Source organism: Cloacibacillus sp., assembly GCF_020860125.1.
GTDB lineage: Bacteria > Synergistota > Synergistia > Synergistales > Synergistaceae > Cloacibacillus.
The window spans coordinates 1-16,808 of sequence record NZ_JAJBUX010000053.1 but is presented as its reverse complement, the minus strand read 5'-3'; the positions used below and the strand labels follow the sequence as shown (position 1 = coordinate 16,808).

General features: G+C 51.1%; 13 protein-coding genes and 1 pseudogene. 11 read left to right on the top strand and 3 right to left on the bottom strand.

Annotated elements, in window-relative coordinates; all coding sequences use genetic code 11:
- Window positions 1–22: 22 nt before the first annotated feature.
- Both LIO98_RS06880 and LIO98_RS06875 read right to left on the bottom strand, forming a co-directional pair.
- On the bottom strand, window positions 23–1,030 hold the full coding sequence (locus LIO98_RS06880; RefSeq protein WP_291954641.1) for a TRAP transporter substrate-binding protein: 1,008 nt from the start codon (window positions 1,028–1,030) through the stop codon (window positions 23–25).
- 174 nt (window positions 1,031–1,204) lie between these two features.
- Complete coding sequence (locus LIO98_RS06875; protein ID WP_288333428.1) at window positions 1,205–1,996, bottom strand: fumarylacetoacetate hydrolase family protein; 792 nt, start codon at window positions 1,994–1,996, stop codon at window positions 1,205–1,207.
- 292 nt (window positions 1,997–2,288) lie between these two features.
- On the opposite strand from LIO98_RS06875, the gene LIO98_RS06870 reads away from it, so the two are divergent.
- From LIO98_RS06870 to LIO98_RS06840, 7 genes are all read left to right on the top strand, one after another.
- Window positions 2,289–3,812 carry a CoA-acylating methylmalonate-semialdehyde dehydrogenase gene (locus tag LIO98_RS06870; RefSeq protein WP_291954633.1) on the top strand — a complete coding sequence of 508 codons (1,524 nt, stop codon included), beginning with the start codon at window positions 2,289–2,291 and terminating at the stop codon, window positions 3,810–3,812.
- Window positions 3,813–4,292: 480 nt separating this feature from the next.
- Window positions 4,293–5,576 carry a formyl-CoA transferase gene (frc, locus tag LIO98_RS06865; RefSeq protein ID WP_291954630.1) on the top strand — a complete coding sequence of 428 codons (1,284 nt, stop codon included), beginning with the start codon at window positions 4,293–4,295 and terminating at the stop codon, window positions 5,574–5,576.
- Between the two features lie 102 nt (window positions 5,577–5,678).
- Complete coding sequence (oxc, locus tag LIO98_RS06860; protein ID WP_291954628.1) at window positions 5,679–7,394, top strand: oxalyl-CoA decarboxylase; 1,716 nt, start codon at window positions 5,679–5,681, stop codon at window positions 7,392–7,394.
- Window positions 7,395–7,507: 113 nt separating this feature from the next.
- Window positions 7,508–8,449 (top strand): transporter YfdV, encoded by a 942-nt coding sequence (gene yfdV, locus LIO98_RS06855; RefSeq protein WP_291954626.1) that lies wholly within the window; start codon window positions 7,508–7,510, stop codon window positions 8,447–8,449.
- Window positions 8,450–8,677: 228 nt separating this feature from the next.
- Window positions 8,678–9,583 (top strand): ribokinase, encoded by a 906-nt coding sequence (locus LIO98_RS06850; protein WP_291954623.1) that lies wholly within the window; start codon window positions 8,678–8,680, stop codon window positions 9,581–9,583.
- Window positions 9,584–9,909: 326 nt separating this feature from the next.
- Window positions 9,910–10,656 carry an acetoacetate decarboxylase family protein gene (locus LIO98_RS06845; RefSeq protein WP_291954620.1) on the top strand — a complete coding sequence of 249 codons (747 nt, stop codon included), beginning with the start codon at window positions 9,910–9,912 and terminating at the stop codon, window positions 10,654–10,656.
- A gap of 71 nt (window positions 10,657–10,727) precedes the next feature.
- On the top strand, window positions 10,728–11,822 hold the full coding sequence (locus LIO98_RS06840; RefSeq protein WP_291954617.1) for a hypothetical protein: 1,095 nt from the start codon (window positions 10,728–10,730) through the stop codon (window positions 11,820–11,822).
- Between the two features lie 86 nt (window positions 11,823–11,908).
- On the opposite strand, the gene LIO98_RS06835 is transcribed toward LIO98_RS06840, so the two are convergent.
- Window positions 11,909–12,451, bottom strand: a complete 543-nt coding sequence (locus LIO98_RS06835) for an XRE family transcriptional regulator (protein WP_276797537.1) — start codon at window positions 12,449–12,451, stop codon at window positions 11,909–11,911.
- A 359-nt stretch (window positions 12,452–12,810) separates the two neighbouring features.
- On the opposite strand from LIO98_RS06835, the gene LIO98_RS06830 reads away from it, so the two are divergent.
- The 4 genes and pseudogenes from LIO98_RS06830 to LIO98_RS06820 form a co-directional block, all read left to right on the top strand.
- Window positions 12,811–13,287, top strand: a complete 477-nt coding sequence (locus LIO98_RS06830; RefSeq protein ID WP_291954610.1) for an NfeD family protein — start codon at window positions 12,811–12,813, stop codon at window positions 13,285–13,287.
- The gene (locus LIO98_RS06825; RefSeq protein WP_291954607.1) at window positions 13,288–14,196 is read left to right on the top strand and encodes an SPFH domain-containing protein; all 909 of its coding nucleotides are present in this window, start codon (window positions 13,288–13,290) and stop codon (window positions 14,194–14,196) included.
- 291 nt (window positions 14,197–14,487) lie between these two features.
- Window positions 14,488–15,162: pseudogene (locus tag LIO98_RS15405) on the top strand (hypothetical protein); the annotation flags it as partial.
- Window positions 15,163–15,255: 93 nt separating this feature from the next.
- Window positions 15,256–16,808: Ig-like domain-containing protein (locus tag LIO98_RS06820; RefSeq protein WP_291954604.1), on the top strand; the 1,553-nt coding region annotated here is incomplete at its 3' end.

The window sequence follows — 16,808 nt, the reverse complement described above, 5'->3', positions numbered from 1 at the left end:
CTGCCAGGCCTCAGTTCGTTGCTTAATACTCTTTTTTGAGTATCCGATCTATTTTGTTGCCATAGACTTTGCTGTATTTCTTATAAAGGGGTTTGACCGCGTCGCGGAAGGCCTGCAAGTTTATTTTATTTACCTTCACGCCGGCCTTTTCCAGGAACTTCAGGTCCTCCGCCGTTCTGTCGTCCAAATGCTTTCCACTGGCGCGGGCCGCTTTCTCGATGCCCTCTTTGAGGATCGCCAGCTGCTTGGGCGTAAGCTTCGAGGCTACCGCGTTGCTCACGGGCAGAATGTAGAGGCTGAAGGTGTGTCCGGTCAGAGACATGTACTTCTGCACTTCGTAGAAGCTGTTTGATTTGATCGCGGTGATCGGGTTCTCCTGTCCGTCGATGACGCCGGTCTGCAGGGCGCTGAATACCTCGCCGACGTTCATGGAGATGACGTTCGCTCCCAGCAGCTCCCAGGTCTCGACCGGAAGGTTCGCCACCATCGTGCGGATGGTCAGCCCTTTGACGTCAGCAGGCACCTTAACGGGGCGGACGTTGTTCGTCAGCATTCTCGCGCCGAGCGCGGCGGCACCGTAGGGCTCCATGCCCAGAGCGCGGATCTGCTTCTTCATGGGGTCGCAGATATCGCTGTTCCAAATGGCGGAGGCGGCGTCAAAGTTTTCTATGATAAAAGGAATGTCAAACAACCCCGTTTCGCTGCACCAGTTCTGGAAGACGGAGATGGTGATCAGCGCCATGTCTATCGTGCCGGCCTGCAGCCCTTCCACATAGTCTGTTTCGCCCCCCAGGGACGAAGAGGGGTAGATGTCGATCTTTATCTCGCCGTTTGATTTTTTTTCAACATAATTCTTCACGTCGCGGGCGATGTCCTGCGCGATCGAATTTTCGGACATAACATGGGCGAAGCTTAAAGTTACCGGCTTTGCCGCGCAGAATGCCGGCCTGCACACGCCAAAAATACCGACGCATGCTATGGACGCTATCACCAGAGTCGCCGCGAATAATTTTTTACTGCTTGTACTCATTTGAACCACTCCTCATTTATTGATGTAAACTAACCAACCTGCGGATTAGAACTGCCGCCTCTAAAAGGATTACCGATATTGCCTTGTATCAAACGCCGGCAAAGGAAGCTAAGTCAAAGAGATCCCTCCCGCCTTTCAAATTATTTTTTGAACGAGCGCGGAGGTTTGGCCGCGTCAGGATACGAACGAGACCATAAGATCTCCGATATTGTCGCTGAACACCGCGTGGTAATTCTCACCGGGGGCGATGGGATGCATGAGGCATATCGAACCCGTCATTATTACTTCGCCCTCATAGAGGCCTACTCCGAACTGCGCCAGCTTATTCGCGAGCCAGGCGACGGACATGATGGGCGTCCCTAAAACGGTCGCGCAGCAGGCGCTGTCGATCAGGCTCCCATTCTTCTCCAAATAGACGCCGATGCTCTTTAGATTAAGATTTTCTATGGGGGTGAGCTTGCTTCCGAGGACGATCTTTCCGCACGCGGCGTTGTCGCATACGCTTTCTTCTATAGTTTTTGAGAGCGGATACATACGGCGTTCCACTATCTCAAAGGCCGGCAGGATCCCTTCCACCGCGTGATATGCCTTTGCCACGGTGACGCCGGGGCCTATCAGGTCACGGCGCATGACAAAGGCCAGCTCCACTTCGATGACAGGATGGACCATCAATGACGCGATACTGATGGGATCGCCCTCAGGGATAATATTATGGTCGAAGATATGTCCGTAGTCCGGTTCAAGGATCCCGCGCTGCTTTTGAACCTCTTTATTGGTCAGTCCGACCTTTTTACCGACGACCTTCCAGCCGGAGGCGAGCTTATTTTCCGCCGCGGCCATCTGGACGGCATATGCCTCCTCTAGTGTAAGGTCCGGGAATTCGTCGTGAATGGGAGCGATCGGCTGTTTGGTAGTTTCGGCCTTAAAAAGCCGCTCTGCGATATCCTTGATTCTTGCCGTTCTCAAGGTAGATTGGTTCTCACACATACTTATCACACTCTCTCTTATATTATTGATTCGAGGAACCTTCTTGTGAAAATACCGTTTTACACTAAAAATATAATCTAATTTCGCTCTTTTCCAAATATATCACGATAATATTAAAAATGCAATATCATCAAAATTCAATTTTATATCTTTCGTAAAATATTTCTTTTTTGATATTTAATTATCATTTTTGATATTGACTTTTTATAATTGAAAATATAATATCTGCGTTGCAGAGAACAGTATCAATGTTTATTAAGGGGGAGAAATAATGTCGGAAGTAAAAAAGATGAAATACTTTGCTGGCGGAGAATGGCTTGATACCCGGACAGGGAACTATTCTCCTGTTTTTAATTCGAGTACAGGAGAGGTCATGGCCGAAATTCCAAACTGCTCCGCGGATGAGGTGGCCCACGCTATAGAGTGCGCAAAAAAGGCTTTCCCGATGTGGCGCGACACGCCGGTCATGAAGAGGACGCAGGTCCTATATAAGTTCCGCGAGCTGCTGATGGCTCATTTTGACGAGCTGACGGAGCTGTGCGCCCGTGAACACGGGAAGAACTGGACGGAGTCGGCCGGCGACATCGCGAAGGTAAAAGAGCCGGTCGAGTTTGCCTGCGGGATTCCCTCTCTTATGGTGGGCGAATCTCTGATGAATACTTCAAAGGGCTATGACACCGTCACATACAGGGAGCCGCTGGGCGTCTTCGCCGGTATCTCTCCCTTTAACTTTCCCGGAATGATCCCCATGGGGTGGATGGTTCCCATTTGCATAGCGACCGGCAATACGATCGTCGTCAAGGTGGCCTCCAAGACGCCCCTTACCGCTATCCGCTGCGCCGAACTGTGGCAGGAGGCCGGGCTTCCCGACGGCGTTCTCAACATTGTCACCTGTACGAGGCGCGAATCTGAGCAGTTCCTCACGCATCCGGATATCAAGGGCATCTGCTTTGTCGGCACATCTTCCATCGGAAAGCATATATATGGAATAGCCGCTTCGCACGGCAAACGGGTGCAGGCGCAGACAGAGGCCAAAAACCATGCGCTGGTAATGGCGGACGCCGACCTTGAACGGACCGCCAGGAGCATCATCAATTCCGCCTTCGGCTGCGCCGGTGAAAGATGCATGGCACTTCCCGTGGTATGCGTTCAGGAGAGCGTCGCGGACAAACTGGTGGAACTGGTCGTAAAATTCGCGAAGGAATTAAAGATCGGCCCCGCCTATGATAAAACGACGGACCTCGGCCCGCTGGTCGACGCCGCGCATAAGGCCCGTGTCTCCGGCTGGATAGACAAAGGCGTCGAAGAGGGCGCGGCGCTTGTGCTTGACGGCAGAAACGTCGTGGTCCCCGGATATGAGAACGGTTTTTATCTTGGCCCCACCATTTTCGACAACGTAACGCCGGGGATGTCGATCGGAGACGAAGAGATATTCGGCCCCGTCCTCTGTATAAAGCGCGTCAAGAATTTCGAAGAGGGACTCGCGGTCATGAACGGCAACCAGTTCGCCAACGGTTCGGTGATTTACACGCAGAGCGGCTATTACGCGCGCGAATTCGCCTATAGGACTGACGGCGGCCAGGTAGGCGTCAACGTCGGTATCCCCGTCCCCGTGGGGATTTTTGCCTTCAGCGGTCATAAGGAAAGTTTCTACGGGGATCTGCACTGCCTCGGCAAGGACGGCGTGCGTTTCTTCACCGAGGTAAAGGCGGTCACGACGCACTGGTTCGATGCGGAGGAGAGGCCCTCCGGGAAGGTGGATACCTGGGAAGGCTCGGTCGGGGGAAGTATGTAAGTAAAAGCCTGTAAAATCTAATATAGGATAAAAATCTAATGGGGGAACGTCCGGGATAATCCCGGCGTATCCCCCATCAGCTTTTTGTCTGCTTTGTCTGCTTAAATTATATGCGGCCCTCAACAAGCATATTTACGGCCTTCTTTTATACTAAATAACTGCTCGGTAAAATATCTATTATTGCGAAACTTACCCTAGGCCCGCTCTCTTTGCGCGGCAATAGCGGCGCTCTTTTATTTCTGTTGCTATCTATATGACTGTATTTATAATAATAAGATATCAAATTAAATACTTTTATATTAAAAGCCACCTCATGATATACGTATCTGTAATGGCAATATTATCTAAAGTTTACACCTTTCTTTTTGGGTAAAACTGACCACTATGCTTTATATAATACTGCTGTATAGTATAAATATTCCGCAACTATAATAACAATATGAAACAAATCATTTCTAAACTACTAAGGAGGTTTTTAAAATGATAGCACCGCTTGCGGGAATCAAAGTGATAGACTGGACTCAAGTTCAATCTGGACCGTCATGTACGCAGATGCTGGCATGGCTGGGCGCCGATGTAATAAAAATCGAAAGAGTGGGTTCAGGGGACCCGACACGTAACGAGGTCATAGACATCCCCGGTCTCGACGCGCTCTATTATTTGACGCTGAACTCGTCAAAACGCTCGATCGAGCTTGATATCAAGACGCCGGAGGGCAAAGAAATCCTGACGAAACTTCTTAAAACGGCGGATATCTTCGTAGAAAATCTGCATCCTGGCGCGGCCGACAAGCTCGGCTTCTCCTGGGAGGAGGTCCACAAGCTCAATCCCCGTCTCATTTACGGCACGATCAAGGGATTCAACGAGGATTCTGAATTTGCCAGCGTCAAGGCCTTTGAGCCGGTGGCGCAGTGCGCCGGCGGCGCGGCGTCCACAACCGGCTGGTGGGAGGGGGAGTACGACATCCCAACACAGTCCGGAGCGGCTCTGGGAGACAGCAATTCCGGCATGCACCTGCTGATAGGTCTGCTGGCGGCTCTAATGCAGCGCGAAAAAACCGGCGAGGGCTGCTTTGTCCAGCAGTCGATGCAGGACGCCGTCCTCAATCTGTGCCGTATCAAAGTCCGCGACCAGCAGGTTCTCGAACACACGCATGTACTGGAACACCTGCCGGAATATCCCAACGGCAAGTTTGGCGACACCGTGCCGCGCGCCGGCAACGTCGAGGGCGGGCAGGTTCTCGGCTGGTGCTACAAGTGCAAGGGCTGGGAGACTGACCCGAACGCCTATTGTTATATCGTCGTTCAGAACGAATTCAAAGATTTCGCCGAGGTCTGCCGCACGATCGGCAAACCCGAATGGATCGACGACCCCAAATACAACACCCCCGGGGCGCGTCAAAAGGTGAAGCCGGAAATTTACGCCGCGGTCGAAGCGTACACCAAGACGAAAGACAAGTACGAGCTCACAAAAGAGCTGGGCGCCAGAGGCATCCCCTGCGGGCCGGTCCTAAGCATGCTTGAAATCGAAAAGGACCCGTCTCTGCGCAAGAGCAATACGATCGTGGAGATCGACCAGCCGAAACGCGGCAAATTTTACACGATCGGCTGCCCGCCCAAGTTCTCCTCCTTCGAGCCTGAATACCGGCCGGCGCCGCTGCTTGGCGAAAACACCGACGAGATACTCAAGGAGATCGGCTATTCCGACGAGCAGATCAAGGCGATGCGCGCAAAGGGCAATATTATCAGCAAAGCTGAAAAATAGCAGAGGGATATGCACAGGTCTTGCGGCGTTCACGGCATCACGCCGCAGGACCTGTCTGCCGAAAGACTCTATTGCTTTTAGATTTTAGAGAGGTGATACATAATGGCAATAACACAGAATACAGGCCAGGAGTCAAATTTGACCGATGGCATGCATGTGGTCGTTGACGCTTTAAAGCGCAACGGAATAGATACAATATATGGGATCGTGGGAATACCGGTGACTGATTTGGCGCGCCACGCCCAGGAGGTTGGTATCAGATATATCGGGTTCAGGCATGAGCAGCAGGCCGGAAACGCCGCCGCCATCAGCGGTTATCTCACCAAAAAACCGGGTATATGCCTGACGGTCTCGGCTCCCGGATTCCTTAACGGGCTGTTGGCGCTGTGCAACGCCACGGTCAACGGCTTCCCGATGATCCAGATCAGCGGCTCCAGCAACCGCAATATCATCGACCTGCAGCAGGGCGACTATGAGGGGCTTGACCAGATGAATATCGCCAAGCCATTCTGCAAGGCCGCATACCGTATCAACCGGCCCGAAGACGTCGCGGTCGGCATCGCGCGCGCGATCCGCGCGGCGGTATCTGGACGCCCCGGCGGCGTCTATCTGGATCTGACGACGGCGATGCTGGAGACTATCGTCGACAAAGGCGAAATAGAGAAGAACTTCTTTGTCACGAAGGTCCCAGCCGCCGGCGCGGCCCCCTCTCCGGAGTCGGTGGAGGAGGCGCTGACGCTGCTTGCCGGCGCCAAGCGGCCGCTGATGATTTTAGGCAAAGGCGCCGCCTACGCGCAGGCCGACGGCGACATCAGGGCGTTCATCGAGAAGACCGGCATCCCGTTCCTGCCGATGTCGATGGCGAAGGGGATTTTGCCGGACGACCATCCGCAGAGCGCCGCGGCCGCGCGCTCGCTGGTGATGGAAAACGCGGACGTCGTAATGCTTGTCGGAGCGCGTCTCAACTGGATGCTGAACCACGGCAGGGGCAAACACTGGAATCCCGCCGGCAAGCTCATCCAGCTGGAGATCGACCCCGTAGAGATCGACAGCAACCGTAAGATAGACGCCCCCGTCGTCGGCGATATCTGTTCAAGTATGAAAATGCTGCTTGCGGGGCTTGCCAAGCACGCGGTGAAGGCCGCCCCCGATTGGTGGACGATGATAGAGGCCGACAAAAAGAAAAACGACGCGAAGATGGCGGAAAAGCTTAACAAGCTCACAAGCCCGATGAACTATTTCAACGCGCTTAACGCCGTCAACGAGGTTCTCAAAAACCACCAGGATATCTATCTTGTCAACGAGGGCGCGAACACCCTTGACGACGCGCGCAACGTTATTGAGATATTCAAGCCGCGCCACCGCCTTGACTGCGGCACCTGGGGAGTCATGGGCGTCGGACTCGGTTTTGCCGTCGGCGCGGCGCAGACCACGGGGCGGCAGGTCGTAACGATCCAGGGCGACAGCGCCTTCGGCTTCGACGGCATGGAGGCCGAGACCATCTGCCGCTACAAACTTCCGGTGACGATCATGGTCTTTAATAACGGCGGTATCTACAAGGGAGACAGCCCCAACCTTTCCGGCGGTTCCGACCCGTCGCCGACGACGCTCGATCCGAACGCGCACTACGATAAGATCATCGAAGCGTTTGGCGGAGACTCATACTTCGTCAGGACGCCGGATGAACTGAAAAAGGCGCTGGAGGCGGGGCTTTCCTCCAAGAGGCCGACGCTGATCAACGTCGTCATCGACCCCTCCGTAGGCACGGAAAGCGGACATATCGGCAACCTTAATCCGAAGGTGACCGGTACGCATTAACTCCCCTGATCGTTGGGCGGGAGCGTAAAAAATAATAAAACGGCCGCGGCTGAGAAGAAGTCGGAAGCCTCTATCCGCCGCGGCGATATAAAAATAAAAAGGGGGATGTCCCTATGTGGAATATAATTATAAAAGACCTGCTGCCAATAATCGTCATTATGGCGCTGGGTTACTATTCTGGTAAAAAGGCATACTTTACGGACGAAGACTCGCGGGCGTTCAACAAACTGGTTCTGAACTACGCCCTGCCCGCGGCTCTCTTTGTCTCCATCGTCAAAGGCAGCCGTGAGATGCTCTTCTCCGACCTGAAGCTCTTCCTGATAAGCCTTGTGGTGATCATCGGCCTTCAGTTCTGGGCATACTTCTCCTGTCAGAAGTTTTTCCACCATACCAAGGCGGAGGCGGCTATAAGCAGCCTGATCGGCGGCGCGCCGACCATCGGATTTCTCGGCTTCGCCGTGCTTGAACCGATCTACGGCGCAAGCACGACCGTCGCCCTTGTCGTCGCCGTCGTCGCGATCGTCGTCAACGCCATCGCCATCCCGATCGCCCTATTCCTGCTCAACCCCGGCGGCAAAAACGGGCAGAAGGCGTCGCACGCCGAGGCGTTTGTAAACGCGATAAAAGAGCCTGTCGTTCTGGCGCCTATTATCGCGGTGATCATTGTGCTGGCCGGCGTACATTTCCCCTCCGAATTCGACCCGATCTTCCAGCTTATCGCCAAAGCGAACGCCGGCGTCGCCGTCTTTGCCGCGGGCCTTACGCTCTCCTACCACGCGTTCACCATCAACAAAGAGGTCATATACAACTCCGCGGTAAAACTTATCCTGATGCCATTGGCGATGCTTGTTCTTGGCAAAGTGCTTGGCATGGAGCCGGATAAACTGCAGATGCTCGTACTCTGCGGCGCCCTGCCGCCGGTATTCTCGGGCATCATAATCGGCAGCAGATACCAGACCTACGTGCAGATCGGCACCTCCTCACTGGCGGTCAGCACGATACTCTTTGCCGTGACCGCCCCGTTATGGATATATGTGGCGCGTATCTTCTGCTGATATGTGAGACAAAATCAGGCATGACAGGCGATACTGTCCGAATGTTAAGACCGCTCCGCGGCAGCAGGGCGGCCTTATTTTTATCTGTCGGGCCGATAGCGCGGCGGAATACAATAAGCCTTGCCATCGTTCGCCATGACGGTCCATATCTTTTTGCCGCCGCCTATGTTAGAGTAAATATGTCGCGTAATGTAAAGCGAAATATTTTTTGCTGCGTGGAGGAAGACGATGGCAAGGGTATTATGTTTTGGTTCAATGAATATCGATTATACATATAAGGTACGTCATTTCGTAAAAAAGGGAGAGACCATCTCCGCAGATTCCCTACGCATCTTCAGCGGAGGGAAGGGGCTGAACCAGGCGATAGCCCTCTCAAGGGCGGGGGCGGAGACCTGCCACGCCGGCTGTATCGGTGAGGACGGCCTGTTTTTGCTGAAAGAGCTGGAGGCCGCGGGCGTCGATACCGGATACGTTCGCGTGCTGGGAGATGTGTGGACGGGCAGCGCGGTCATTCAAAACGACGCGGAGGGCGATAACTGCATCATCCTGTACGGCGGCGCGAACCGCGCCGTGACGCGGGAGCAGGCGGATACAGTCCTGGCCGGTTTTCAAAGCGGCGACTGCCTTGTCCTGCAAAACGAGATAAACGAGATCCCATACATCATCCGCCGGGCGCATGAGAGAGGGATGCGGGTGGTGCTGAACCCCTCCCCGATGGAGGTCTCGGTCCTGGACTTCCCCCTGGAATATGTGGACTGCTTTATGCTGAACCGCGTAGAATCGGCGCAGCTGCTGGGAATTGAGAACGAGCCGCCCGCGGCGGAGGCGGAACTTATGGCGGCGCTGAGCGAAAAATTCCCCGCCGCCGAGATCATCCTGACGTTGGGTGAGCGTGGCTCAGCTTATATTGGCGGCGGCGAGATCGTGCGCCAGCGTCCCTATCACATAAAAACGGTCGACACGACCGCCGCCGGAGACACCTTCGCGGGGTTCTTCATCGGCGGCAGAATGAGAGGGCTTTCAGTGCCGGAGGCGATGGACCTGGCCTCCAAAGCGGCGGCTTTGAGCGTAACCAAGCCGGGGGCCTCTCCCTCGATCCCAACGCTGGCGGAGGTCACGGAGTATTTTTCGTAAATACCGCGCGGCTCACTGCCATAAAATCATTCCTATTTTCAAGATATCATTCGTTGGCGGCACGGCGCTGTATGGCTGGGCCGCCAATGTTGTAATGTTTACGCTATTGTATATATCTGGCCTGTGTAAAAGCTTTATTTTTGCGCAATTAATAATATAAATAGAGATTCCTGTTTTTACGTGACTATCTATGCGTTGTTATTGGATTTTTGTACATAATGCCCAATTGACACGAAGTCTTAGATAATTATAATATTTTGTAATAAGTAAAAAATAAGCTTATTTTTTACTTATTACAAAAATATGATTCAGGAGGGTGACTTGTTATGCGTGAGTTTAAAATCCAAAGGGCTAATAATATGCCTGTGCAGTCTCCGTTGGTTCCTGAGCCGATGGTACCGTATAGCTGTAAAAACAGCAGGACGGTCTATGCTATGTGCGAGGTTGACGAAGATACTATCCGCAGGCACCTTGCTCCTACACCATTTGAATATGTTAACAACATTTGTATGATTTATGTAAATGACTTTACTGAGAGTCCTGAATTGCCATATATGGACTCTGGAATAATTTTTACGGTCAAATATAAGGATATATACGGTGGATGCTATATGTATGAATGGGAAGATAACGACGTAGCGATCGCCACTGGCAGATATTGGGGTTATCCAAAGAAATATGCCCGTATGTCACTGGAAAAAAATGGTAACATCATACGCGGCACAACAACAAGAAAGGAAGTCCGGCTTATAGACATTGAACTGGACTGCTCTAAGCCTTTGGAGAATGTACCAAAGCTGCACACCACATATCCGCACCTCAACCTTCTGACAATCCCCAGACCTGACGGTCCTGGAATCTTCTCGCAGCGCGTTACCGCAAGGGACAATTCTTCTACCTGCAAGACTCTTTCGAATCAGTATGCAGAGGTGAATGTCACGCTTAACAGTTCTGCCAATGACCCTATTGGAGATTTTATGCCTCTTAAGGTTCTTGGTGGAGGCTATTCAGTAACCGATTTTCTCGCTACGATGGAAAACGGTTGGGCGAAAGTTATTGATACGCTTGTTTAAGCTATTAGTGTGTATGGCGGGGCTTTTGCCCCGCCGCTCAGTATTAAAAAACCATGAACGGGGGGATTATGTTGGAAAGAAAAGGTTTCTTAACGGTGTTCATTCTCTCGGGCGCTTATTTGGCCTATTTGGCAGGATCCGGTTTTGGCAGCGGACAGGAGATGATGCAGTATTTTACCTCATATGGTTACGTGGGGATACTGGGAATACTTATCAGTGCGGTGCTATGGGCCTCTTATGCGGCCTTTATCGTTAAAGATTCCAGAGATTTTGGTCTGACCTCTCTTCATCAGGTCTATCTGTTTTATTGTGGCAAGTACTTAGGAAACGCACTATTCTTCTTCTCGCTAGCCTACCTATTTTGCATGGCTAGTCTCATGATTGCTGGTGCCGGAGCGGCCTTTGCGCAATATTTTAATGTCGGCAACGAAATAGGGCGCATTATAATGACGGTGCTGGTTCTCATTACAGGGCTTCTTGGGATGAGAAAGACTGTTGATGTAATCGGTAGCCTCGGTCCGTGTATAATGGTTTTTGTCGTAGTAATCGCTGCTATTGCATTGGCAACAGGTTCCACAGGGCTTAACGCGGGCAATGAGTATGTGAAGAGTCACGAAATGCTGAAACCAAGTGGAAACTGGTTGTGGGCGGCGATAATGTATTTTTCTTATTGTATTCTCTTTCAGGCGGCCTATCTTTCTGGACTGGCCTCAACAAATCCAGCTACAACAAAGCAACTTACTCAGAGTGTGATTATCGGTGCTTCTATATATGTTCTGGCCTCCATTTTGATGATGCTGGCGTTTATTGCCAATGTCTCTATTCTGGATGGTATGGAGGTTCCCAATCTCTATCTGGGCAGCAGAATAAACCCGCTCTTAGGCGCAATCTATGGCGTAATCTTGGTGGCAGCGTTATATACCACCACCACGCCACTGGTTTGGTCTGTGGCAAATGTTTTCGCAAAAGAAAAGACAAAGGCATATCCGTGGGTGATCGTCGTTGTCTCTGTATTGGCATATTTTGGCAGCGGATTCAGTTCATTCTCTATACTTGTGAATGTCGTTACTAAAGTGGCCGCCTACGTGGGGATACTCTATATAGTTCCCGTTTTCTACGTCAAATTTGTCAAGAAGCCAAAACCGACGGCAAAAGTTTCCGCCTAAGCGTTTTGCTAAAACAGTTGGTTTTTTCCTCGTAAAGAGGTTACTCGGCTATATTTTGAGTATATCCCTTTGCGAGGAAATTATTTCTAAGAGGACACAGGAGCTCCGACGCCTAAAATCTCAGTTATCTCAGAGGTAGGATTGAAGAGCCTGTAAGGTACTTGGGCTTTATAGCAGATAGAGTCTCCTGTCTCCGCGTAATACATTTTCCCGTTATATTCAAATCCGAGTTTGCCGGAGAGGATGTATATAAACTCTTCGCTTGGGCAAGAGAGAAAAAGTCCTTCTGGTTCTTCGTAGTGTGGCGCGATTTTTATGATTGCCACCTGCAAATCCATCCCGCTTATATTGTTACGAAGAAGTTCATAGACCAGCGGCGAGTTGGGGCGTCCAAAACGAGGCCTGCTGTCGGCCTTTACGAGGATGTTCTCCTCCTCGTCCGAGGTAAAAAAATACACGACGCCGACATTATAAAACGCGGCCAGCTTTCTCAAAAGAGAGATAGATGGTTCAACCTTGCCTGTCTCAATCTGGCTTAAGTAGCCCGGAGACAACTCTGTGGCCTCAGCGACATCCTGTAGGCGCATGCCTGATTTTTTCCTTAGGTTTCTTAGCTTTTGGTGAATCATTGAATCGTCCTCCGTCTTCATTATCTGCTCAGTTATTATAATCTTGAAACCACGTTGCTGTAAAAATTGTTTTATCAGTTTAGATTAATTAAATTTGAAATTGCATCATAATAAGCTTAGATATTGTTTTTATTTCATATTTTTCATGTATAAAACTCTATTCACGTATAATTCAAACGTATAAAAACCTCGCTCTAAAGTCCGTGAAGATCACATTAAACGGCAACCATAATTTTACCCTCTGTATTTAATCAAAATGTTTCCAATAAGGCTTTACTATGTTATGCTACCTTATAAGGAGTAGATATTGAAAGTGAGCGGTCTTTTGGCGGACGGCGTCTTTAGAAGAGGGGGATAAAATGGGAGGACTTTGGGATCTGATAACGGCTAATCCGGTGATTTTCTGGCTGATCGTCGCGGTTGCCGCCGGAATTTTTGAGGCGGCGACGGTCGGGCTTGTCTCGATATGGTTTTCGATCGGCGCGCTGGTGACGATGCTGCCAGCCGCCTTTGGTATTGGTTTCAATCTTCAAATCATAGTATTTATCGCCGCCAGCGTCGTTGCGATGATCTTCACGCGCCCGTTTTTGAAAAACATCCTGCACGTGGAAAAAACTCCGACGAACGCCGACCTGGTGATCGGGCAGAAAGGGGTCGTGGTCTCGCCGATAGATAATATCCTGGAAAAGGGACGCGTCCTGGCGAACGGCCTTGAGTGGGCGGCGCGCAGCGCTGACGGGGCTAAACTTGATAAGGGGGCTGTCGTCCTTGTCAAAGAACTGCGCGGCGTAAAGCTGATAGTGGAAAAGGTTTCTGATAAAGAGGAGGAAAATTAAATGCTTTCAACAATATTTCTAACGTTCATTGTATTTGTGCTGATAATGATCGTCATGGCCAACGTCCGCATTGTGCCGCAGGGCAGCGTCTACGTTGTGGAACGGCTGGGGACCTACCTCTGCACCTGGGGCGCGGGGCTGCATGTCAAACTGCCATTTGTGGACCGCATCGCGAACAAGGTATCGATCAAGGAGCAGGTGGTGGATTTTGTACCGCAGTCGGTCATCACCAAAGATAACGTTACGATGCAGATAGACACGGTGGTATTTTTCCAGGTGACGGACGCCAAGATGCTTACCTACGGTGTGGAATATCCGCTCTCGGCTATAGAAAACCTCACCGCGACCACGCTGAGAAACATAATCGGCTCACTGGAGCTGGACCACACCCTGACCTCAAGAGACCAGATAAACTCCACCATTACGGAGACGCTTGACAAGGCCACCGATAAATGGGGCATCAAGGTCAACAGGGTGGAGGTCAAAAACATCGTGCCGCCTCAGGAGATCATGGCGGCGATGGAGCGCCAGATGAAGGCCGAACGCGAGAAACGTGAATCGATACTGCTCGCGGAGGGAGAGAAACAGAGCAAGATCCTCATCGCCGAGGGAGAAAAAGAATCGGCGATACTGCGCGCCGACGCCGTCAAGGAGCAGAAGATACGCGAGGCGGCCGGTGAGGCTGAGGCTATCCTCGCCATACAGCGCGCGGTAGCCGACAGTATCAAGATGCTCAACGAATCGGCCCCATCCAAAGAGGTGGTGGCGCTCAAGAGCCTCGAAGCCTTCGGCAAGGCCGCGGACGGACAGGCGACAAAGATCATCATTCCCTCGGAGATACAGGGACTCGCGGGGCTTGCCGCCTCGCTCAAAGAGCTGGTCAAAGAAGATCCCAAAGAGGCGAAGTAAAGCTGGACAAAAATATTTTTTAGATATAATGAATCCGATCTCGGCGGCCATCTGTTTCGCGGCTGCCGAGAATATTTTTTGATTTAAAATGTAATTATTCTAGTCAACAGTATTTTTACTGTTCTTTTCCTCGATAAAAAGGCTATGCTTTGTGTGACGTTTGTTGTAGGCAAATATATGAAAATTTCTCGTTAAAGTATCGATTTGGGGAATACTTGAGAGATTCTGTGTCTGTCTGCGGCAGCTGTTCCGTTTTTTAGTACAAATAACTTTATATGGGGGAATATCTTTATGAAGATCGGACGTTCTTTATCCGTTCTGTGGATGGTTAGTACTTTGCTGTTGTCTTTTTCTGCCTGTGGGTTTGCAGACGGGGGGGGGGACGCTTTCATTGAGATATCTAACATTAAGCAGCTTGAGGAATTTCGCGATAAAGTAAATTGTGCCGGCGGGAAAATTGTCAATGCCAAACTAGTGGCGGATATTGTTTTAGACGGTACTGAGTGGACTCCAATCGGAATCAACAGCAACCCCTTTAAAGGTACTTTTGACGGACAGGGATATTCAGTTACGGGAATGAGCATTGAGAATCCGGAGAATAATAGGGCTGGTTTTTTCGGTCTGATAGAAAACGCTGTTATAAAGAATCTCACAGTATCAGGTAATATCAATACTCCCGGCAAGTCTAATGTCGGTATGATAGCTGGAATGATGTCATACGCGAGCATAGTTGGCGGCGGCAGCCACATAGAAAATTGTGTGTCAGAAGGGACTATCGAAGCCCTATCTAACGCTGGTGGGATTGCCGGTTACTCTATGCCGAATGGGATTGATTGGGAAAACCATATTATTAACTGTGTGTCGAACGTGAAATTGGAAACTGCCCCCAATAATACCAGTGAGAATAATGCAGGTGGTATCGTTGGACAATCTTCGTTCACCATAATAGCTAACTGTATGGCAAGTGGAAGCATTTACGGATATGGCGAGAAGAGCGGCGGTATAACAGGCTATGCGTATAGTGGAACACAGATAATAAACTGTATAGCAAACGTAGATGTGGATGGTGCATCGTGTGTAGGCGGTATCAGCGGTTTTAATAATCATGATAGGGCAATAAGTAATATAACTATTGCGAATTGTGTTGCGGAAGGTAAGATAACTGGTACTAAAGCAACTTCGTGTTATGTTGGCGGTATTTCTGGAAAACAGACAAATACAAACAGCACAATTAAAAATTGTTTCTTTACTGGTACGGTAAAAGGAGCGACTTCTGATGTAGGTGCCATCGTTGGAAACACTTGGGGAACGATAATAAATTGCGGATGGTTAAAGAATGGCCAATATGAGGCTATAGGCGGCTATCAGTCAGAGCAGGGTACTGAAACTACCGGGTTTGACAGCATAACGAATCAGGTCTGCGCCTACACCGTCGACCCCGCCTCCCTCTCGTTTGATAGAGAAGCAGGCGCGGCCAATTCTATCTTCCGTACCTGGCCCGGCAATGATCCTGCGGCGGTTTCCGAATGGAAAACCAGCGATGTTCCCGGTGTCACCTTAACGCAGGATGCTGATAATAACACCATAATCTCGGCGACGAACAAGGGCGTATTCAACGTCGGCGCCTCCCTGATACTCACCGCCACAAAGTTTGGGGAAAGCGACGTCGTACCTCTGCGTCTGGCCGGCGATACCGCAGACACCTCCTCCAATCCGTTATTGGCCCCGGCGCTTTCCGCCGCCGTTAGGGTCACGAGCAACCAAACGATAAATGTAACCTCAATAGATATAGAATCAATTCCGGAAAAGCTCTCCGAGGGCAGCTCCTTCCAGCTTATTTATACGGTGGTGCCGGAGAACGCGGATGACAAGGGCATAACGTGGAGCAGCGACAACCTTGAAGTCGCGTCGGTAGACCAGACCGGTACGATAACGGCGCTCGCCGCCGGCAGCGCGGAGATAACGGCAGCGGCAAAAGACGCCGGTGGTTTTAAGACGTCGTTCAGCGTGACGGTGGAGAAAAAGAATATCCCCGTTGAGTCTATCGAGATAAGCAACATACCTGAATCTCTCGGCGAAAACGAGACCTGCCAGCTTGAATATATCGTATTGCCGGACGACGCCACAAACAAAGAAATCATCTGGCACAGCGACAGCGCCTTCGCGAGCGTTGATAAATATGGAATGATAACGGCGGGCTCCGCCGGTAGCGCCAAGATCACGGCGAAGGCCGCCGACGGGAGCGGCGTCAATAAAAGTTTTACCCTCACGGTGGTAAAAAACACCGTTCCCGTAAAATCAATAAAGATAACAAACGCCCTGCAGTCGCTGAAAGAGGGCGAGGCCTTTAATCTCTCCTGCGAAGTGCTGCCGGAGGACGCCACAAATAAAGATCTCGTCTGGAGCAGCAGCAACAGTAAGGTGGCGGCGGTCACGGGGCAGAGCGGGGAGATCACGGCGCTTTTTGCTGGCGAGGCGGTGATAACCGTGGAGGCGAGGGACGGCAGCGGCATACGCGATCAGTTTACCCTCACGGTGAAAAAAGATTATCTCTCCAACCCGAAGCCGGAACGGCCGGCGGTGAAGACCGATACGGCGGCGCTCTCCAAGCC